Here is a 22687-nt window from a genome sequence, read left to right on the forward strand (position 1 = left end):
ATTACAAAGATAATGACAAGAAGAATTAAAAAAGTAGCAATTATTGGATCTGGAATTATGGGTTCTGGTATTGCCTGTCACTTTGCTAATATTGGCGTAGAAGTTCTTTTATTGGATATTGTTCCAAGAGAATTAAACGACAAAGAAAAAGCAAAAGGACTAACATTAGAAGATAAAGTAGTTCGTAATCGTTTAGTAAATGATGCTTTAGCCACTTCTTTAAAATCGAAACCATCACCAATTTACAGTCAAAAATTTGCTAGTAGAATTACAACTGGTAATTTAGATGATGATATTGCAAAAATAGCAGATGTAGATTGGATTATGGAAGTTGTTGTAGAACGACTAGACATTAAAAAAATAGTTTTCGAAAAAATAGAAAAATATAGAACTCCAGGCACAATTATCTCTTCTAATACTTCTGGGATTCCTATTCAATTCATGAACGAAGGCAGAAGTGAAGATTTCCAAAAACATTTTGCGGTAACTCACTTTTTTAATCCACCTAGATATTTAAAACTTTTTGAAGTGGTTCCTGGACCAAATTGTAAACAAGAAGTTACAGATTTCTTAATGATGTATGGTGACAAATTTTTAGGAAAAACCTCTGTGTTAGCCAAAGATACTCCTGCATTTATTGGAAACAGAATTGGTATTTTCGGAATCCAATCTTTATTTCATCAAGTAAAAGAATTAGGATTAACGGTCGAGGAAGTTGATAAATTAACAGGCCCAGTAATTGGTCGTCCTAAATCTGCCACTTTTAGAACGGTTGATGTTGTTGGTCTAGATACATTGGTACATGTTGCGAATGGAATTTATGAAAATTGTCCTAATGATGAAGCGCATGAGTTATTTAAACTTCCAGACTTTATCAGTACAATGATGGAAAACAAATGGTTAGGAAGCAAAACTGGACAAGGATTTTACAAAAAAGTGAAAAATGCAGATGGCAAAAGCGAAATTTTAACTTTAGATTTAGATACATTACAATATCGTTCTAAAAAACGTGCCAAATTTGCAACTTTAGAACTTACGAAAACGATTGATAAGCCAATTGACCGCTTTAAGGTTTTAGTTGGTGGTAAAGATAAAGCTGGTGAATTTTATAGAAAAAACTTTGCAGCAATGTTTGCTTACGTTCAGAATAGAATTCCAGAAATTTCTGATGAGCTTTATAAAATAGACGATGCTATGAAAGCTGGTTTTGGTTGGGAAAATGGCCCTTTCGAAATTTGGGATGCAGTTGGTGTAGAAAAAGGAATCGAATTAATGAAAACTGAAGGACAAGAGCCTGCAACTTGGGTAACAGAAATGTTAGCTGCTGGTTCAACCTCTTTTTATTCTGTAAAAGAAGGTGCTACTTATTTTTATGATATTCCTTCTAAATCTCAAACTAAAAAACCAGGTCAAGATTCATTTATTATTTTAGATAATATTAGAAAATCTAACGAAGTTTGGAAAAACTCTGGTGCTGTAATTGAAGATTTAGGAGACGGAATTTTAAACTTAGAGTTCCAATCGAAAATGAATACCATTGGTGGTGATGTTTTAGCTGCAATTAATAAAGCAATTGATTTAGCCGAAAAAAATTACCAAGGATTAATTATTGGTAATCAAGCTGCAAACTTTTCTGTTGGTGCTAATATTGGTATGATTTTTATGATGGCTGTAGAGCAAGAATATGATGAATTAAATTATGCCATTAAATATTTTCAAGACACAATGATGCGTATGCGTTATTCAGCAATACCAACTATTTCTGCTCCTCATGGAATGGCTTTAGGTGGTGGTTGTGAAATTTCTTTACATGCAGATAAAGTAGTTGCAGCTGCAGAAACTTATATTGGTTTAGTAGAATTTGGAGTTGGTGTAATTCCTGGTGGAGGTGGTTCTAAGGAAATGGCTTTAAGAGCATCAGATTTGTTTCATAAAGGTGATGTACAATTAAACGTTTTACAAGAGCATTTCTTAACTATTGGTATGGCTAAAGTAGCAACTTCTGCTTACGAAGCTTTCGATTTAGGCTTATTACAAAAAGGTAAAGATGTAGTTGTTGTTAATAAAGATAGACAAATTGCACAGGCTAAAAAACACGCCTTATTAATGGCAGATGCAGGTTATACACAACCCGTAAAACGTAATGATGTTTTAGTGTTAGGTAAACAAGCTTTAGGTATGTTTTTAGTAGGTACAGATTCTATGGAAGCTAGTAATTACATTTCTGCTCACGATCAGAAAATTGCTAACAAATTAGCTTATGTTATGGCTGGTGGAGATTTATCTGAACCAACCAAAGTATCTGAACAATACTTATTAGATATTGAGCGCGAAGCTTTTTTAAGTTTATGTACCGAACGTAAAACTTTAGAAAGAATTCAGCACATGTTAAAAACAGGTAAACCTTTACGTAACTAAAGTTACTCTAGCTATTTGCCTTTAGCTTTTAGCTATTCGCAAATAAATATTAACCTACAGCTAAAAGCCAAAAGCAATTAGCAAAAAGCTAAAAATAAAATGAAAACAGCATATATAGTAAAAGCATATAGAACAGCAGTTGGTAAAGCACCAAAAGGACTGTTCAGATTTAAAAGAGCTGATGAATTAGCCGCAGAAACCATTCAATATATGATGAATGAACTGCCTAATTTTGATAAAAAAAGAATTGATGATGTAATTGTTGGTAACGCGATGCCAGAAGGTGCTCAAGGATTAAATATGGCACGTTTAATCTCTTTAATGGGATTAGATATTGTTGATGTTCCAGGAGTTACTGTAAACCGTTTTTGCTCATCAGGATTAGAAACTATTGGTATGGCAGTTGCTAAAATTCAATCTGGAATGGCAGATTGTATTATTGCAGGTGGAGCAGAAAGTATGAGTTCTGTACCCATGACAGGTTTTAAACCAGAACTAAATTACGATACAGTTGCTGCTGGTCATGAAGAATATTATTGGGGAATGGGTAATACAGCAGAAGCAGTTGCAAACGAATTTAATGTTTCTCGAAAAGACCAAGATGAGTTTGCTTTAAACTCCCATATAAAAGCATTAAGAGCTTTAGAAGAAAATAGATTCCAAGACCAAATTGTACCTATAGAAGTCGAACAAACTTTTATTGATGCAAAAGGTAAAAAAGCTACTAAAAAATATACAGTTAATAAGGATGAAGGCCCAAGAAAAGGATCAAACATAGAAGGCTTAGCAAGGTTACGCCCTGTTTTTGCTGCTGGAGGAAGTGTAACTGCTGGTAACTCATCTCAAATGAGTGATGGTGCTGCTTTTGCTTTGGTGATGAGTGAAGAAATGGTAAAAGAATTAAATCTAGAACCAATAGCAAGAATGGTAAGTTATGCTGCTGCTGGTGTACCTCCAAGAATTATGGGAATAGGTCCAGTAGCTGCAATACCAAAAGCATTAAAACAAGCTGGCTTAAATCAAAGTGATATTGGTTTAATTGAGTTAAATGAGGCATTTGCTTCTCAATCTTTAGCTGTAATACGTGAGTTAGGATTAAATCCTGATATCATCAATGTAAATGGTGGAGCAATAGCATTAGGGCATCCATTAGGTTGTACAGGTGCTAAATTATCTGTGCAATTATTTGATGAAATGCGCAAAAGAGAAATGAATAATAAATACGGAATGGTTACCATGTGTGTAGGAACAGGACAAGGTGCTGCTGGTATTTTTGAATTTTTAAACTAATCCGTAAAAAACAACATTAAAATGGAAACTACAAACAAAGACATATTAAGAGGAGGACAATTCTTAGTTAAAGAAACAAAATCTGAAGACGTATTTACTCCAGAAGATTTTTCTGAAGAGCAAATTATGATGAAAGAAGCTGTAAAAGAATTTACAGATAGAGAAATCGTAGCAAATAGAGATCGTTTTGAAGCCAAAGATTATGCGTTAACAGAAGAAGTAATGAAAAAAGCTGGTGAACTTGGCTTTTTAGGTGTTGCTGTACCAGAAGAATATGGAGGTATGGGTATGGGTTTTGTATCTACAATGATTACTTGCGAATATATATCTAGTGGAAATGGTTCTTTAAGTACCGCTTTTGGTGCACATACAGGAATTGGAACAATGCCAATTACTTTATATGGAACAGAAGAGCAAAAACAAAAATATGTACCAAAATTAGCTACTGGTGAATGGATGGGCGCTTACTGCTTAACAGAACCTGGTGCTGGCTCTGATGCAAATTCTGGTAAAACTACTGCTGAATTATCAGAAGACGGTAAATCATACAAAATTAACGGTCAAAAAATGTGGATTTCTAACGCAGGTTTTTGTAATGTAATGATCGTTTTTGCTCGTATAGAAGATGATAAAAATATTACTGGATTTATTGTAGAATATGATGCTGCAAATGCAAACGGAATTACTCTAGGAGAAGAAGAGCATAAATTAGGTATTCGTGCTTCATCAACCAGACAAGTATTTTTTAATGATACGATTGTACCTGCAGAAAATATGCTTTCTGTAAGAGGTGGTGGATTTAAAATTGCAGTAAATGCATTAAATGTTGGGCGTATTAAATTAGCTGCAGCTTGTATCGATTCTCAAAGAAGAGTGCTAACTACTGCTTTACAATATGCAACAGAACGTAAACAATTTAAAACACCTATTGCAGAATTTGGTGCTATAAAAGCAAAATTAGCAGAAATGGCTACAAATTGTTATGCTGGTGAATCTGCAAGTTATAGAGCTGCAAAAAATATTGAAGACAGAATTGCAATGAGGATGTCTTCTGGTAACACACATCAAGAAGCGGAATTAAAAGGTGTTGAAGAATATGCAATTGAATGTTCTATCTTAAAAGTTACCGTTTCTGAAGATGTACAAGCTTGTGCAGATGAAGGTATCCAAATTTTTGGAGGTATGGGCTTTTCTGAAGAAACACCAATGGAGGCTGCTTGGAGAGATGCAAGAATTGCACGTATTTACGAAGGTACAAACGAAATTAACAGAATGCTTTCTGTAGGTATGTTAATTAAAAAAGCAATGAAAGGTCATGTAGATTTATTAGGCCCTGCAACTGCTGTTGGAGATGAGCTAATGGGAATTCCTTCTTTTGATACGCCAGATTATTCTGAATTATTTGCAGAAGAAAAAGAAATGATTGCTAAACTAAAAAAAGTCTTTTTAATGGTTGCAGGTTCAGCAATTCAGAAATTTGGCCCAGATTTAGAGCAACATCAACAATTATTAATGGCGGCTGCTAATATTTTGAATGAAGTATATATGGCAGAATCTACCCTATTACGTGCAGAGAAAAATGCAAAACGTTTTGGAGAAGAAGCACAAGAAGGACAAATTGCAATGGCTAAATTATACTTATACAACGCCGTTGAAATTATAACTAAAAATGGTAGAGAAGGTATTGTATCTTTTGCAGAAGGTGATGAACAGCGTATGCTTTTAATGGGCTTAAAACGCTTTACTAAATATGCAAACTACCCTAATGTTGTTGGTTTAAGAAATACAATTGCAGATAAATTAAAATCTGAAAACAAATATTGTTTTTAAAAAAATATTTTAAGACAAAAAAATGTTTTAAAATTTAGTTGTTTGTTTAAAAAGACCATTATAATTAATGGTCTTTTGTTATATTTGCCAATTATAGATTCCCTACATCAAACATAACTAAACCACTATATGAAAACAAAATTATTTTCATTTGTATTATTTTTGGTGCTTTTGGGGAGCTGTAAAGAACCAAAGGTAATTGAAATCAATACCGAAAAATTATTAGAATCTGTTAAAATCCTTTCTTCTGATGATATGCAAGGAAGATCTTTTTCTGCACCCGGTAATTTAAAAGCAAGACAATATATCGTAGATCAGTTCACTGAAATTGGCTTACAGAAAATAGTAAACAACGATTACGTACAAGAATTTACACATACATTTAAAGGTAAAAGTAGACACGAGGTTTTTCCTATGGTTAAACCAAAACCTCTAGACGATTACTCTAATGTACCAGATACTACAGCTACAGGTGGTAATGTTATTGGTATGCTTAAAGGTCAAACCAATAAAACTTTTGTAATTACTGCTCATTTTGATCATTTAGGTGTAAGAAATGGTAAAATTTATAATGGCGCAGATGATAATGCTTCTGGTACCGCTGCTTTATTTACGATTGCAAAATACTTTAAAGATAAACCAACAAAGCATAATTTAATCTTTGCAGCAGTAGATGCAGAAGAAATTGGTTCTTTAGGAGCAGATTATTTTCTAAAAAGCTATAGAGACAAAGCAAATATCGATTTAAATATTAATATGGATATGATTGCTCATAGCGATTATGATCCTGAATTATTTGGATCTGGCTTATACCACTATCCAGATTTACGTGATCCTTTAGAAGATATTTATTCAGAAAAAATAACTTTATTGTTTGGTCATGATGATCCAGAAAATAAAGAACAAAGTGATTGGACTTATTCTTCAGATCATAGAGTATTTCACCGAGCAAAAATACCTTTCATCTATTTTGGGGTTCCAGATCATAAAGATTATCACAGAAGCACAGATACTTTTGGTACAATAAACCAAGATTTTTATATAGAAGCAGTTAAGATTATAATACAAGCCATTGAAAATCTTGATGAAAGTTTAAGTGAATAAATTTAATAAGAGGTTGCAATTTGTAACCTCTTTTTTTTTGATAAATTTTCTAACTACTAAAAATGAAATTATTTAAATTAATAGTAATCCTCATTTTATTAGTTTCTACTTCTTGCAAATCAGTTCAAGAATCATCAATTATGAAACAAATTCTAAAGATATTTTTAATTTCTCTTTTAAGTCTGTTCTTTTTTTATTGTTCGACACCTGAGGTAAAAAAAGAGAAACCAAAATCGAATACAATTAAAGTAGAAAAGTATCCTGATTTTAATACTTATTGGTATTCAGGAAAAGCAGAAATAACTTCGTATAAATTATCTCAAGTTCGTTATGGAGAAATTTATGAAGGTACTGCTGTAAACATCTTTGTTACAGAAGAGTTTTTACCTGAAAAACAAGTAAAAGCAAATCATCAAAATGAAAAAAATATTCCGATATTAAAACTAAATAGTACCAAAAAATTTACAACTGGTATTTACCCATATTCTTTAATGACAAGTACCTTCTCTCCTATTGATATCAACAAAAAAACTCTTAAAATTTCATTTTCTAGTCAAGAATGGTGTGGAAATACCTTTGCTCAATTAAATAATAAAACCGATTATCAAATTCATTTTTATTCTTATTTTGAAACCAATTCCGATCGAAAAATCACATTAAAAAAAGACATTTTAGAAAATGAACTTTGGAATCAATTGAGAATATCACCAGAAAATATACCTGTTGGTGAATTGCAAATTATTCCTTCTTTTGAGTATTTAAGTTTACATCATAAAAAATTTCAATCTTACAAAGCTGAGGCGAGTTTAGTGAAAAACGGAGATTTTTTAGTGTATACAATCAATTATCCATCATTAAAAAGAAAACTTTCTATACAATTAAAAAAAGATTTTCCTTTTACAATTGAATCTTGGAACGAAGAAATTAGCAGTCGTGGTAAAAGTTTAATAACTAAAGCTAAAAAAATTAAAACAATTCAATCTGCGTATTGGAGTAAAAATGGAGTTTCAGACTTAGAAGAACGAAAAGCATTAGGTTTATAAATTTATACAATTATGAAAATATCAGCATCTAAAATTTTTATACTATCTGGATTGATAAATATTGTAGCAGTATTAATTTTATCTCGTTTTTTTACCAATGTATATATACCTAAATATGATGCTACAGTAATGTCTAACTTTGGGTTACTAATGATTGTTCTTTGGGGATTTACCTATATTTCTGTGGCTAAAAGTTATAAAAAAGTAAAATGGATTGTTGCTGTATTTGCCATAGAAAAACTAATTTATGGAATTATTTGGGTGAATTGGCAATTACAAAACAATGTTTCTCCTATTTTTGAAGAGGATCTAATGGCTGGTATTTTCTTTTCGATTTATGGCATTAACGATATTCTCTTTTTTATTTTCTTTACAATCGTCTTTATAAAATTATTTAGAAATAAAGCAATTTAAAACAGCTAATCACTTTTTTATCAATACTTTTGCACGCAATTTGAAAACACAGTAATGAAACGTATAAAACAATATAAAAAACTCTTTAACGTAGAAGGAGCCATCGATCTTAAAGAATTAAAGAAAACTTATCGAGGTTTGGTTAAAGAATGGCATCCAGATAAATTTCAAGATGAAGATAAAAAAGCAGAAGCAGATATAAAAAGTACAGAGATTATAGATGGATATCACTTTTTAGTAAGTATTGCTCCTGAAACTAAAGAAGCAAACTTAGAGGCATATAAAAAAACAATAACAGAATTTCAGGTGGCAGATTGGCATCATAAAAGTATGTTATTAGAAGTAACTTTTACTGATGGAAATACTTATGAATATTTTGGTGTGAATAAAATTCTTTTCGGAAAATTTATAAATGCTAGATCTATGAACAATTTTGGTAAAAGAAATATTTTTAATTCTTTTACGTACAGAAAATCAATGAAAGCTTCAGTATCAGCTTAAAAAACTGATTTAATCAAATAAAAAAAAGAGATTACACAAAATGTAATCTCTTTTTTATGGCATCAATTTTCGATAAAATTATTTGGCTCTAATAATAACATCGCCATTAAAATTTTTGAATAATATTTCTGCTCCTCCTCCATTTATAGCGCCAATAATCCATTTTTCTACTTTTACATTATAGGCATTTCCTTTGCTTTTGTCTCCCTTTGTTATTTTAGCTTGAGATGGTTTTGCTTTTAAATCGAAATCTGTATAAATTTCTCCTCTATCAGATTTAACTTTAATATCAGCTTTAATTGTTTTAGGAAAAGTAATATCGATATCACCATTTAAACTGCTAAAAGCCATTGCAACATTTGGTGTAACTTTAATAAAATTAACTGTAATATCTTTATTTAATGCATCTGCACTAACAGAACCACTAATATCTTTAAGTGTAATTTTTCCGTTAATATTGCTTACATCCATAGTTCCGTTTACGTTTTCAACATAAATATCGCCTTTATTTATAGTAGAAATCTTTAAAGAAAAATTGGTTGGCACTTCAATTTCAAAATCTGTTGTTCCATTAGGTGTACTTTGCACACGAACTACATTGTCGTATTCTTCTGCATTAAATTCTAAAGAATTATTAGAAATTCTCTTTAAGCCACTTACATCATTTTTAGTTGTTTTTCTTCCACTATGATAACTTTTAGATTTTTCTCTTTTTATCCCTTTTATAATTACTTCTTTAGTATCTGAACCTTTTATGGTAATTGAACCATTTATAATATTCATTTTTAGCAATCCTTCTTTTGCAGAATTACTTAGAGGTATAGTTACTGTTTCTTGTGCAGTTAGTTTTATGGTTATAAAAAACACTAGACAAGTTGTTACTAATTTTATATTTTTAATTTTCATAATTATATTTTTTTAAGAATTGCATCTCCATTTAATTGATTAAAGTGTAAATGCACATCTCCACTTCCTATTTTAAAATGTTTGTTAGAATTTATTTTATATTTAGTTCCTTTATTTTTTCTTTCTGATGTTGTTTTTATAATGGGTAATGTTTTTTCAACATCAAAATTGGTATAAAAACCACCATTCATTGTTTTATAACTAATACTTGCATTTAAATCTTCTTTAAATTTTATATTAATATCACCATTTAACGAATTATAAAAACTTTCTTCTTTAGGATTATTCGCATAACTGATATTTATATCTTTATTTAAGGCGTTTACATCTGTTTTTCCAGAAACATTTGTCATATCTATAGCACCATTTATATTATGAACTATTAATAATTTTGCATGTACATTTTCTACAGAAATATTTCCATTATTTACTGCTCTTAAATCTATACTTGCATTTTTGGGCACTCTAATTTTAAAATCTAATTGATAATTATACATTCGTTTTTTTCGATGTTGGTAACTTCTTCTTGAGCCAAGATTATTTTCATTATATTGATAATTACCAGATTCTATATCGAATTTAGAATAAGGGGAATCTAAATAAACATAAACAGCAGTATTCTTTTTTGCAGATTTTATGCCAATTTCATTTTTGCCCAATTCTAAATCTTCTTTAGTATCTGCAGTTACAGTTTTTGTAACTTCAACTTGAATTGTATTTCCGTTATATCCCTCAATATCAATAGAACCATAAATATTATCTACCACTAAAATATTATCTGTAGATTTTGCATTAAAATGATATTCTTTAGTAATTTTTTCTGTGTCTTTAAGTTTTTTAAATTTTATGTTTTTCTGAGCATTTACAGTACTTACAAAGTAACATATTGTAAATATTAGTATTGATTTTATTTGTTTCATTTGTGTATTATTTTGATGAATGACTATTGTTTCTCTCTGTAAAAAGCGACCTAGGATTTGCCAGTTACATCAAAAGTTAATTTATATGATATTCTGAATACTTTCTTTCATTTTTTCTTTTGCACTTGTATTTACATCTTCTTTATCTATTAATTTTTCAAAAGATTTCACTGCCTTTTTTTCTTGTAAAACCACCATTAAATCTGCGAGTTCCATTTGTACTAAAGGTGATGTTTGATTGGCTATTGATGATATTAAACCTTCTCTAACCAAAGGTATTTCTGTATACTTTTTTAAGGCTTCTAATGCTGATAATCTCACATTTACATTTTCATCTTTATTTAAAGTAGAAAACAAAGCTTTAATAATTGTTTTTGTAACAGTATTTAACTTATTTACCTCACTTACAGCCTGTAAACGTTTATTTGCAGAAGGTTGATCTAATAAAGTTAACACCAATTGAGAACGAACATCTTGTGTTTCTTTTTGTGCGACTTCTATTTTTTCTTCGGATAAATTATCTTCTTTATTAAAACCATTTCCTATAAAGAAACCAATCGTTAAAATAGCCAAAGTATATGCAAATTGTTTAACAGGTTTAATGGAAAAAAAGTTTTGAAGCTTTTTTAAAATTGAAACTTTATCTGCCTTCTCTTCTTCAGCTTTTAACAAACTATAAAAATTCATATCCATTTTAGAAGTTGGCTCTGGTACTTCTTCAGAATCTCCATTCCAAAATAATTTTGTAGCTTCAAATTCTTGTTGAAATTCTGGGTTTAACACCAAGAACGCTTCAAATTCTTTAATTTCTTCTGATGATAGATTGTCTGACAAATAATCTACAGTTCTATTTTCAAATTCTTTATAATCCATCTTTATGCGCTTTCTAATGTTAGATAAATTTGTTTTAAATCGTTTAATGCTCTGTGCACTTTAGTTCTTGCTGTACCTTCTGTACAACCAATAATTTCTCCAACTTCTTTATATTTTAATTCTTTTAATTTACTTAAAATAATTAATTCTTTTTTTTCTGGTGATAGCTTTGCAATTGCCTTTTTTAAATTGATTTTATTCTCACTTATTTCAATTTCATTTTCTATTGTAGCACCAGTATTTAGGTGATAAGAAACAGTATCTATATCATTATGATTTTCTTTTTTTGATTTTTTAAATTGATCATAGATTTCGTTTCTAGCTATTTGAAAAATCCAAGTGATAAATTTACTATCCTCAGAAAATGTATGTTTATATTTTAAAACTCGTATAAATACATTTTGCACCAAATCTTCACTTAAACTTGCATTTTTATTCATTTGATAAAAAAAGCCGAATAAACGTTTCTTGTAACGTTCGTACAACAAACCCAACTTGTGGTTTTCGCCTTCTTTTACTCTTAGCATTAATGCATTATCTGATAATGTATTCAACTTATATTGGTTTGGTTGGTTTTCTGAACAGATATACTGTTCAATTTTTAAAACGTTACAAAATAATTAAAAAAAGTTTCAGATTCTTTTTATAGCTTAAAGTTACAATTCTTATAAAATAAAAAAGAGACTCCATTTCTGAAATCTCTTTTTTAGTTTAGAATTTAACTATATCAACATTTTTTTAAAATCAAATTAAAATTAATTTTTATCATTTCTGAAACTACAATTAACCCTAACATCTTCTTAGGTACTTTAAGATTATAATCTTCTATATTTAAATCTAAATTTCCAGTAACCAAATAGTTTTTATTTTCTGTAACTTTTACAGGAATCTTATATGTTTTTGAAATACCTGCAATTGTCATTTCTACTAAAGCTTCTGTTGTAGCTTCTTTTTTTTCAATTTCTTTTAAATCTAGTAGTATTAAAGGAAACTCATTTGATTTCAATAATTTACTAAAATCTCTGTTAATTCCTCTACTACCACAGTCAAAACAAGAATTTTTCAATACTAAAGTTGCTTTCTTAAAATATATTTTTTTACCTTTTTTTTGAAAAAAAAGAGGAACAGGTTTATCTATTTCCAAGAAATTAAAATTGCACTCAAACTTATTTATGTTTGTTGTTCCTAGAATTTCTAATTTACTTTCTGGCTTTATTTGAATAATTGTATTTTTATTAAATTCATTTACTCTTACAAAGGATAGACTTGATAAAATTCCGATTAAAAAAATAATTTTTCTCATAACTTTTATATTTTTAATTTTAAAGTAGAAAAAACAAACCTCTTGTATACCTATAAAAAACAAGAGATTTGTATAAAATATTAATTTAAATAATTATTCTATAACTGGTTTTAAAAACTAATAGCTGCTTCTAATATTACACCATTAAATTTACCTTGATTTAAGGTAGATGTTGTTGCAAAACCTTCATATTTTTGATTAACATATTCCATTTTCATTAAAATATTTTTTGTCAAAAACCAACCTGCAACTAATTGAGATCTTTTAATTGTAACATCTTCTCCAGTCATTTCTTCAGAATCTACAGAATTATAACGACCACCAATATATAAGTTTTCTTCTTTACCAAATCTATAAATAAGTTCTCCTGCAAATTGGTTTGCTGTTCTATTTTCTAGCTCTGCTGTTGCTTTACCTGATGCAGTTTCAATAGTTCCAAAAAACTCTAATCCTTTATATTTTATAAATGGATTGAACATAATAGCAGAAATTTTATTTTTTAAGTTAGGGTTGTATCTACCCGATCTAAAATTATCAGCTGTTGCAGCATCTGCAATCATTACACCATAATATCTAGAACCACCTCTATCACCTGCATATAAATATGAGTTTGGCACATATCCAGTATTATACATAGATCCAGTTATTCTAACTCTTAAGTCTGTATTTATTTGTTTATCATAACCTAATTTAGCTAAAAATGAAGCTCCTCCACTTGATCCGTCTTCTGATGTTTTATCTACAGATTGATTTAATTTTCCATTTGTAACACCTAACATCCCTATAAAACCATTCTTTTGAACTAGTAATTCTGCACCAACTTCTGTAGTATAAGAATCCATTATTAAATTTCCTACAAATGGATTATGCATTGCTTGAGCGTTATCACTTCTTCTAAAATGAGCATCACCATAGTTATTTTCCATATGTCCAACTTTTAGTGTGGCATATTTCATAAAATCTTCCATAAAGCCTTCCTTTACAAAATCTAATTTATCTATTTGAAAATAACCACCTTTCACATAAGTTTCATGATGATGACGAGAAGATAAGAAAGTACGTAAATGCATTCTAACGCCATCATACAAGGCAACATCTATGTCTAAATTTGCTGTAGCTAAATTAAAATTTGAACCAATTGGTTGTAATTCTATTCCTGCTAAATCAGAATTTTCATGATCTATTCCTTGAAACTGTAATGTAGAAGCACCTCCAAACCTTACTTTAAGACCTTTAAAACTAGTTTCTGTACTTTTTGGTGCTTCAAATACATTTACTCCTCTTTTATCTGTATACCTATAGTTATCTAAATCTCTATTTTCTTGAGCATAAATTCCTAAACCTAGAAGCATTAAAGCTATAACTGTTACTTTTTTTAATATTACCATCTTTATTTATTTATTTATTATTCTAAAATTGTATTAAATTTAATTGTTACTTCATCACCAGTTTTAATTGTACCTAGTAATGCTTTTGGAGGATCTACATTAAAATCTGTCATTTTAATTGTTTTTTCTCCAACAAGTTTCACCTCATCATCTTTTTTGTTTAAAATAAATTCTAGAGAAATCATTTTGGTTACACCAGAAATTTTTAAATTCCCTTTCGTTTTAAACGTATAACTACCATTTTTTAATTCACTAACTTCTTCAGTATTTAAAAATTGAAATTCAATTGTAGTGTGTTTTTTTAAATTTAAAGCCTTGTAGGTATTCTTGTCCATACCTCCTTTTCCACTTTTTAAACCTTCCACCTCAAGAACTATATTCAGTTTCTTAATTTGAAGCTTGTTAGCAGTTTCTATAGCTAAAATTCCTGTTTGATTTTCTGCATCAATTTCCCAATCGTGTATATTGGATGTTCCATATATTATTAATGAAGATTTTTGAGCATCTAAAGTGTATTCTTGAGCATATAAATTAGTTGAAATACCTAAAAAAATTATAGCTATTCCGATAATTGATGTTTTAATTTTTTTTGTATAATACATATTTATGATATTAAAATTATACCACAAATTTATTATGTTAAAACAGTCTAAATAATGATAAATATCATATTCTTTAATTCCTAAACAAAAAAGAGGGATTTAATAATTTAAACCCCTCTTTTTTAATTTTTTACTAATAATTTGTTATTCAAGTGCTCCTAGATAACGTTCTGCATCTAAGGCCGCCATACAACCTGTACCTGCAGCAGTAACTGCTTGTCTGTATTCTTTATCTTGTATATCTCCTGCAGCAAAAACTCCTGGCATATTTGTTTTTGTAGATTTGCCTTCTGTAATTAAATAACCTGTTTCATCCATATCTAAAACACCTTTAAATAAGTCTGAATTTGGTTTATGACCAATTGCAATAAAAACACCAGTTACAGAAATATCGTGTTTTTCTTTTGTTTGATTATTGATTGCTCTAACACCTTCTACAACATTATCCCCTAAAACCTCATCAATTTCGGTGTTATATAAAACTTCAATATTTTCAGTTTTATTAACTCTATGTTGCATTGCTTTAGATGCTCTCATATAATCTTTACGCACCAATAAAGTAACTTTTTTACAAATATTAGCCAAATAGGTAGCTTCTTCAGCAGCAGTATCTCCTGCTCCAACAACTACAACATCTTGTCCTTTATAGAAAAATCCATCGCAAGTTGCACAAGCAGAAACTCCACCACCAATTAAACGTTGTTCGCTTTCTAAACCTAAATATTTTGCAGTTGCACCTGTTGATATAATAATAGTTTCTGCTTCTATTTCTTTAGATTCATCAACAATTACTTTATGTGTACCTCCTACTTCAGGATTCAATTCTACATTAGTTACCAAACCAAAACGAACTTCTGTACCAAAACGTTCTGCTTGTTTCTGTAAATCAGTCATCATAGCTGTACCATCAGTTCCATTTGGGTATCCAGGAAAATTATCAACCTCTGTTGTTGTTGTTAATTGACCTCCCATTTGCATACCTGTATACATAACTGGTTTCATATCTGCTCTTGCAGCGTAAATTGCTGCTGTATAACCTGCAGGCCCAGAACCAATGATTAAACATTTAATTTTTTCTATATTTTCAGACATAATATTGTGTATCAATTTTGAGTAGTAAAAATAAAGATTTTTATATGTTAAAAAAGATAAAGTTTATAAGTTTTTATGATGAAAAAATAAAAGAAAAGAATAGTAATAAAGTAAACAAAAATCTATTATGGTAACAAACGAACTATGCCCAAATTTTCTACTCCTATATAGATAAAACCGTCTAAACCTTGCTCTATAGAACGCACTCTACCAATATCTTTTAGCATTTTTACCTCTTTAAAAACTTTATCTCCTTTTAAAATACACCTACTCACATACTGAAATTTTAAAGAGCCAACTAATAAATTACCTTTCCATTTACCGTATTTATCACTGTTGATAAAAGCCATACCGCTTGGCGCAATAGAAGGTGTCCAATAATGAATAGGACTTTTCATTTCTGGCGAAGATGTTTTGTCTGTAAACTTTGTGCCACTATAATTTATACCATAACTCACTTTTGGCCAGCCATAATTTTTACCTTTTTTTATAATATTGATTTCATCTCCACCTTTTGGTCCATGTTCATGAGCCCAAATTTCATTGGTAAAAGGATTGATTTCCATTCCTTGTGGATTTCGATGTCCATAACTATAAATTGCCTTTTTAGCGTTTCTATTATTTACAAACGGATTGTCTTTAGGTATAGAACCATCATCATTTAATCGATAAATTTTACCACAATCTCTAGTAATATCCTGCGGATTTTGATCTCTATTTCCTCTATCTCCAACACTAAAATAAACGTGATTGTTTTTATCAAAAGCTATTCTAGATCCAAAATGTTGACCTCTAGTAGAATTTGGAGAGGCATTGTACAAAATTTCTTTGTTTATTAATTGATTGTCTTTCAACTTAGCTCTCATTAAAGAAGTATTTCCTCCATTTCCTTTTCCTTCTGATGAAGCAAACGTAAAATAGATCCAGCCATTTTCTTTATAATTCGGATGCAATTCAACATCCATAAAACCACCTTGGCCTCGAACATAAATTTTTGGAAGATTTGTAATTTGCGTTTTCTTACCATTTTTAAAATGAATTAACTTGCCTGCTTTTTCTGTGATTAACATAGAATTATCTGGTAAAAAGGTAAATCCCCAAGGATTTGTTAAGTCAGGAACAATTAGCTCATATTCTTTATTTTGAGAAAATGAATTATGAAAAAGAAAAAAAGCAAATATTAAAAGAGAAAATTTTAGTTTCATTTTATATAAATTAAATCATTAATTTGATACAATATATAAATATTATTCTATATTTGCAGTCCTAAAATTGATGACTATTTTTCGGGGTGTAGCGTAGCCCGGTCATCGCGCCTCGTTTGGGACGAGGAGGTCGCAGGTTCGAATCCTGCCACCCCGACTAAAACAAAAAACCTTCAGAAAAATTCTGAAGGTTTTTTGTTTTAATTTTAAGAATATAAAAGTAATTACTTAATCATAATTTTTTTAATTCCTGCTCCTTTATCAGTTACAGTTTTTACAAAGTAAATTCCATTATTTAATTCTGTTGCGTTTACTACAATTTTATTCTTTTTTTCTGTTATGTCAATTTTCTTTACAGATTTCCCTAAAACAGAAAACATTTCCATACTTTTAAGTAATTCGTTATTACTAGTTTGAATTGTAAAACTTTTATCAAAAGAAGGATTAGGGAATATCTTAAATAATGTAGAGTTTAATTTATTAACAGCTAATGTATTAGAAAGTTCTACCCAAGTTGGTAATTGTGTACAATCCGTTGCAATACAGGCTAATTCTCCACTATTACTACTAGATTCGTTAAGAGTTGCTGTACCACTACCTTCATTAAAATTTAATAAAACAACTGTATTATCATCAGATGTATAATCAGCATCTGCAATATCAGTTTGTAAACTAGTTATAATTTCTGTGGTATTTTTTATTCTTACTTTATCTATGTTTGCATTTAAATAGGTTCCAGAACCTCCATATGCCACATAAAAATTAGCAGCTTCTGGAGTTGAAGCTAAGGGTAATGCTACTTGATCAGATAATGTTACATCTACTCCGTTAGCGTATAATTTCACAGAATTTGTGGCAGAACTACATACTACAACTAAATGGTTCCACTCATCAATATTAATTACATTGTTTATGGTATTTACAAAAGTATTTCCTGACGGACTGTAATGCGTAAAATAAAATCTTTTATCCGCATCTTTATATAAGGTTAGTGCAAATTGATTCCATCTTTTAAGAATAACTCTATTATGAATTTCTGTTGATAATGGTTTTACCCAAACCTCAATAGTATAATCTGAAACTCCATTTAATTTATCTAAAGTAGCATCAGTTTCATACTTAATTCTTTGATCTACACCATTAAACTCTAGGACATAATCTGTTTGTGCATATGTAAAAACATTTGCAAGAAAAATAAAAAATAAGGTAATTTGTAATTTTGTTTTCATACTGTATTTATTTAAAGAATTAATTATTATTTTTTTATAAATTTTGATTTAATTAGTTTAGTTTTTGTTTCAAATTGAATTACATAATATCCATTTTTAAAATTTGAGACATCTATAGCAATTCTATTATTTTGCTTTTCAAAGAAAATTGTATTGGGTTCTAGGGATTTTCCTAAATAATTATATATTGTAATCTTTTTTACTTCTTCTAATAAAGTATTATCTAAAAAACAGAATAGAGTATTTGTAGACGGAACTGGATATAATTTTACTTTATTTAATTTTACTTCTGTTGCAACGTTTAAAGTTTTAGATTCTAGAATGTCATCTGAACTTATCCAATTTGGCTGGTTTGGAGAAGAACGCAACTGAACCGTATTAAAATTACCTGCTCCATCTGTTAAATTAATACCTGTTCCTTCATCTAGTGCTAATAAAATTCTTGTATTACCATCTGCAATGTATTCTTCTTTTAAATCAGGAGTAAAATTAGATGTGTAAACAGCATTGTCTGTTATTCTAATCTTATCTATTTTGCCATCTAAATAACGACTGTAACTACCCCAATATCTTGCCCCAATATTTAATGCATTGGATGATGCTGACAGAGAAAAATCACTATCAGTTGAAGTAGCAATTAAATTACCATTAATAAATAATTTAGTGGTATTTCCTGTTCTAGATACTGCAATATGTGCCCAATCTCCATAACTTAAATTTTCGGTTGAATTATCGGATTGTAATGACGCATTTATATTTCCAGAAGAATCACGTGATACAAATTTAACTGCATAATCTGCATTAGAATCAGCAATTAAAAACATAGAAAACACTGTTCTTCTATCTAGAATAATTGGATAAGTACCACTTGTTCTTGAATCGATGTTTATCCAAGTTTCGATAGTATAAGTATTAGAAATATCAAAGTCATTATTTGAATTTTCGTACACAAAGAAAGAATCATTTCCATCAAAATCTAAATAAATGTATTCAAATGGTACAACAACTTCAATAGGTTCAGAATAGCTATTAGCATAATAATTCCCATCAACTTTAGATCGAACTCTATATTTATATGTACCAGCTGATGAAACTGTTCTAGTATATGTAGTATCCGTAATATTATTACTTATTGTAGAATAAGAATAACCTCCATCTGTACTTTCTTGTAATTCAAAAGCATCCCAATTTATTTTCTCACTTGTTTTCCAATTTAAAATAAATGTTTTACTAGTTGCAGTTATATTACTTTCTACAAAAGCAGGCTCTGGCAAAAGATCAAAAACTGCAGCACTTACACTAGTATATCCACCAGCACTAAAAGATCCTTGTAACCTATACCAAGCATTACTTGTACCATACCACCCCATATTTAAATGATAATAGAATTCACTTTCAGGATCCCCTTCATTATAACGATACCCATCAACAACAGGGGCATGGCCTACTCCACTAGAGGCATCTATTGCAATTGGTATTGGATGTCCATTTTCTAAATTCTCATGCATTCTAGACCAAAAATTTGACCAGCTAGAATATTGATGATGACCAGAAGCTCTAAAGTAAGAACCAATTGCAGACGGTATCCTATCAATATTACTTGTGGATCCAGATGATTCATAATCCATATCTAAGGATGTGGCTGTATGAAAAGAAATATAACCCATTGCTTGCTGTTGTGTTAAAGTAGACGAAACTCCATAATATTCATTTAACATATCATCCCAATTGTAGTTGGCACTGGCAAAATTTGCTGTCCAACTTGTTTGAGAACTTCCACTAGTATCATAATTTGTATGAGAACCAACACCTGTCTCTGGCCACTTGTAATAATGTAATATCATACTTAGTGATGTTGCTACACAGCCTGGTGAGTAATTATTTGGTGTGTAATAATTACCTACATTTATTCCGTTTCCAGAATCATTATAACAGTTTACACCTCCCCAAATACTAGATAAATGAGCTCCATATTGTATTAAATTTGATTTTGCTGAAGCTTTAGCTGCAACTTTAGAACTTGCTTGTTTTAACTTTTCCCAAGATTTATTATTTAATAAAGCTTGTTTTTTCTTTTTAACATTTATTTTTTTTGATAAAATATTTAACTCTTTTTTTGCGTTATTTTTTATCATTTCTAAAAGAATATTTTCTTTTGAAATTTTATAGTTAAAATTAGATTCTGTTGAATAAGAAATTACTGGTATTAAATTTTTAGAAGTAGAAAAAACTATAAATCCTTTAGGCTTTAAGTTCACAACGTAGGAAATTACAGAGTTATTTTCATCTTTTAACTCAAAAACACTAGCAGGTTTAACATTATTCTCAATATTTAAATTTTGTGAATTTATAAAGCCTAAACCATAGGTTAAAAAGTCTTCTTTCTTTATCTGCGCTATTAAACTAAGTTTTATTAATAAAAAAAATATTGTAAAAAAAAGTAGTTTTGTTCTCATTGTTTAAATATTTAGAAATTAATAATTTATATGAATTTTTAGTTATAAAAAGATTTAATTTTAATAGACATTACTTCCTTTTTCAAAAACTTTCTTTAGTTATTTTTACTTAATTAGAACTTTTTTAGTCATACACAAATTATCTAATGTAATCTGTAATATATACACACCGTTATTTACTTTTTCAACATCTAATTTCCAAGAATTTATAGACTGTAAACTGGTATAAATTGGTATTTCTCTACCAGCTAAATCAAATATTTTAAATTGAATTTTTTCAAAGTTAAAATCTTGATTTAATGATATTTGTAAAGAGTTATTTACTACCGGGTTTGGAAATAATGTAATAGCCTTTTTAATTTTGTTTACATCTTCTACAGATAAAGTACCGCTATTTAATTCGTAGCTCCATTCAGCATTATTAATGTCATTTAGAACGATAACACTTATATTTGATGCTTCATCTTTAAAACGAACTTTATGTATATCTTGGAATGTAAAATAGGATATGGTATTATCATCTAATAAAAAATGATCTTCTTGACTTGGTGTAAAATCATCTGAATATCTATCTATTTTAGAGATTCTTAACTGATCGAAATCTGCTTTAATTCTAGAAGAATAACTACCATGATATTTTTCAGCGATATTTAAGGCTTTATTAGAACTGGGTAAATTAAAATTAGAACCTTCATAAAAATCAATTAAAGAACCATTTATAAATAGTTTTGTTTTATTATCTGAGTGCGAAACTGCGACGTGTGTCCATTGGTTTAAAAAAATTGAATTGCTATTATTGCTAGAAACTAATTCTTCTCCACTTGAGTAAGATTTATATTTTATCCCAAAATTATTATCGTTTACATCAAAAATTTCTAATCCAAAAACTCCTTCAATATCTAAAATTGTATTACCGTTTACATTATTATCTTTTAACCTTAACCAAGTTTCTAATGTATAATCACCAGTAAAATCTAGATCGTAATTTGGTGTTTGACGCGCATATGCATATTGGTTACCTCCAAAACTTACATAACCATTATAACCACCTGTTACATTATAAGTTTCTATTTCTGACCAAGAATTAGCATAATAATCTCCATCAACTTTGGCTTTTACTCTAAATTGGTACATTTTACCAGTTGGATTATTTACAATGAATTCTTTTGTAGTAATTTCTGTTGATACCTCTTCCCAATCTTCATTATCTACTTTTTGTTCTAGTGTAAAAACTTCCCAATTTAATTTATTACTCACTTCCCATTTTACTAGAAAACCATTCCCTGAACCTGCTTTAGAAATAGACGTTATTTGTGGATTGGGTAAAACATCAAACATAGCACCAGTTATGGTATTATATCCTCCAGAAGAGGCTGTCCAATCTTGTATGTTGTACCAACCATTAATTCCATTATCATTATACCAACCCCAATTAAGATGATAATAAGGTTTACCATTAATCTCTTTATACCCATCAACTACAAACACATGACCATCTCCTGTTCTACTTGCATCTACAGCTACAGGAACAGGTCTACCTTTCTGCACACTATCATACAAACTATCCCAAAAACCTGACCAAGTTACATCTTGATATTGCCCAGAAAAGCGAAAAAAATTCTGATAAACAAAAGGTGTTTTATTGATATTAGAGGTTGATCCTGAAGGCTCATAATCCATTTGTAATGCAACACCTACATGATAAATTAATTCACCAACCGCTTTTTGTTGTTCTTCAGTAGATGGCTTATTCATATATTCATCTAAAATATCATCCCAATTATAAAAAGTACTATCAAAAAAAGCTGCGTGTCTTTTTAATTGCCCATTATAATTTTCGGAATAAACATTATTACCAACACCTTTAATAGGCCATTTATAATAATTTAAAACTTGCGCCATAGAAATTGCTACGCAACCAGGTGAACTGTTATTGGGTGTATAATAATTTGTTGGATAAATTGTTTTTCCATTATCATCTACACAATTAACACCACCCCAAACATCTGTTAAAAAAGGTTTTATTTCTTGTGAATACAAAGGCTTAGTTAACAAAAACAAGAGTAATACAAAACCCTTAATTGATAATTGGTTTAGACTATTTTTCTTCATC

At 29.4% G+C, this 22687-nt stretch carries 19 protein-coding genes and 1 tRNA gene; 8 read left to right on the forward strand and 12 right to left on the reverse strand.

Annotated elements, in window-relative coordinates:
• Positions 1-12 precede the first annotated feature (12 nt).
• The 7 genes from BW723_RS00225 (at position 13) to BW723_RS00255 (ending at position 8600) form a co-directional block, all read left to right on the forward strand.
• Positions 13-2418, forward strand: coding sequence for a 3-hydroxyacyl-CoA dehydrogenase/enoyl-CoA hydratase family protein (locus tag BW723_RS00225; RefSeq protein ID WP_068359759.1), 2406 nt, complete (start codon positions 13-15; stop codon positions 2416-2418).
• Between the two features lie 99 nt (positions 2419-2517).
• Positions 2518-3708, forward strand: a complete 1191-nt coding sequence (locus tag BW723_RS00230; RefSeq protein WP_068359761.1) for an acetyl-CoA C-acyltransferase — start codon at positions 2518-2520, stop codon at positions 3706-3708.
• A gap of 21 nt (positions 3709-3729) precedes the next feature.
• On the forward strand, positions 3730-5538 hold the full coding sequence (locus tag BW723_RS00235; RefSeq protein WP_068359763.1) for an acyl-CoA dehydrogenase family protein: 1809 nt from the start codon (positions 3730-3732) through the stop codon (positions 5536-5538).
• 129 nt (positions 5539-5667) lie between these two features.
• On the forward strand, positions 5668-6642 hold the full coding sequence (locus BW723_RS00240; protein WP_068359766.1) for a M20/M25/M40 family metallo-hydrolase: 975 nt from the start codon (positions 5668-5670) through the stop codon (positions 6640-6642).
• 62 nt (positions 6643-6704) lie between these two features.
• Positions 6705-7685 carry a septum formation inhibitor Maf gene (locus BW723_RS00245; protein WP_226789188.1) on the forward strand — a complete coding sequence of 327 codons (981 nt, stop codon included), beginning with the start codon at positions 6705-6707 and terminating at the stop codon, positions 7683-7685.
• A gap of 12 nt (positions 7686-7697) precedes the next feature.
• On the forward strand, positions 7698-8099 hold the full coding sequence (locus BW723_RS00250) for a hypothetical protein (protein WP_068359769.1): 402 nt from the start codon (positions 7698-7700) through the stop codon (positions 8097-8099).
• Between the two features lie 54 nt (positions 8100-8153).
• Entirely contained in the window at positions 8154-8600 is a 447-nt protein-coding gene (locus tag BW723_RS00255; RefSeq protein ID WP_068359771.1) for a KTSC domain-containing protein, read from the forward strand.
• Between the two features lie 78 nt (positions 8601-8678).
• Here the strand turns inward: BW723_RS00255 and BW723_RS00260 are convergent, their stop codons facing one another.
• From BW723_RS00260 to BW723_RS00300, 9 genes are all read right to left on the reverse strand, one after another.
• Positions 8679-9506, reverse strand: coding sequence for a DUF4097 family beta strand repeat-containing protein (locus tag BW723_RS00260; RefSeq protein ID WP_068359774.1), 828 nt, complete (start codon positions 9504-9506; stop codon positions 8679-8681).
• 2 nt (positions 9507-9508) lie between these two features.
• Positions 9509-10426 carry a DUF4097 family beta strand repeat-containing protein gene (locus tag BW723_RS00265; protein ID WP_068359776.1) on the reverse strand — a complete coding sequence of 306 codons (918 nt, stop codon included), beginning with the start codon at positions 10424-10426 and terminating at the stop codon, positions 9509-9511.
• Between the two features lie 81 nt (positions 10427-10507).
• A complete protein-coding gene (locus tag BW723_RS00270; protein WP_083139702.1) occupies positions 10508-11299 on the reverse strand; it encodes a HEAT repeat domain-containing protein in 792 nt (263 codons plus the stop codon).
• A 2-nt stretch (positions 11300-11301) separates the two neighbouring features.
• A complete protein-coding gene (locus BW723_RS00275) occupies positions 11302-11853 on the reverse strand; it encodes an RNA polymerase sigma factor (protein ID WP_083139705.1) in 552 nt (183 codons plus the stop codon).
• 173 nt (positions 11854-12026) lie between these two features.
• Positions 12027-12602, reverse strand: a complete 576-nt coding sequence (locus BW723_RS00280; RefSeq protein WP_068359778.1) for a YceI family protein — start codon at positions 12600-12602, stop codon at positions 12027-12029.
• Between the two features lie 110 nt (positions 12603-12712).
• Positions 12713-13990: a hypothetical protein gene (locus BW723_RS00285; protein ID WP_068359780.1), complete on the reverse strand. Its 1278-nt coding sequence runs from the start codon at positions 13988-13990 to the stop codon at positions 12713-12715.
• A 17-nt stretch (positions 13991-14007) separates the two neighbouring features.
• Positions 14008-14592: a YceI family protein gene (locus tag BW723_RS00290; protein ID WP_068359782.1), complete on the reverse strand. Its 585-nt coding sequence runs from the start codon at positions 14590-14592 to the stop codon at positions 14008-14010.
• A gap of 144 nt (positions 14593-14736) precedes the next feature.
• Positions 14737-15684, reverse strand: coding sequence for a thioredoxin-disulfide reductase (gene trxB, locus BW723_RS00295; RefSeq protein WP_068359784.1), 948 nt, complete (start codon positions 15682-15684; stop codon positions 14737-14739).
• 125 nt (positions 15685-15809) lie between these two features.
• Positions 15810-16889, reverse strand: coding sequence for a PQQ-dependent sugar dehydrogenase (locus tag BW723_RS00300; RefSeq protein ID WP_068359786.1), 1080 nt, complete (start codon positions 16887-16889; stop codon positions 15810-15812).
• Positions 16890-16971: 82 nt separating this feature from the next.
• Between BW723_RS00300 and BW723_RS00305 the strand changes: the two genes are divergently transcribed.
• A tRNA-Pro gene (locus tag BW723_RS00305) sits at positions 16972-17046 on the forward strand.
• A gap of 67 nt (positions 17047-17113) precedes the next feature.
• Here BW723_RS00305 and BW723_RS00310 read toward each other — a convergent pair.
• The 3 genes from BW723_RS00310 to BW723_RS00320 all read right to left on the reverse strand — a co-directional run bounded on the left by BW723_RS00310 (position 17114) and on the right by BW723_RS00320 (position 22686).
• Positions 17114-18118, reverse strand: a complete 1005-nt coding sequence (locus tag BW723_RS00310) for a T9SS type A sorting domain-containing protein (RefSeq protein WP_068358530.1) — start codon at positions 18116-18118, stop codon at positions 17114-17116.
• A 26-nt stretch (positions 18119-18144) separates the two neighbouring features.
• A complete protein-coding gene (locus tag BW723_RS00315; protein ID WP_068358532.1) occupies positions 18145-20574 on the reverse strand; it encodes a C10 family peptidase in 2430 nt (809 codons plus the stop codon).
• A gap of 105 nt (positions 20575-20679) precedes the next feature.
• Positions 20680-22686, reverse strand: coding sequence for a C10 family peptidase (locus BW723_RS00320; RefSeq protein WP_083139612.1), 2007 nt, complete (start codon positions 22684-22686; stop codon positions 20680-20682).
• Position 22687 lies beyond the last annotated feature (1 nt).

Origin of the sequence: Polaribacter reichenbachii (genome assembly GCF_001975665.1) — a bacterium.
In the GTDB taxonomy this organism is placed as follows: Bacteria; Bacteroidota; Bacteroidia; order Flavobacteriales; family Flavobacteriaceae; genus Polaribacter; species Polaribacter reichenbachii.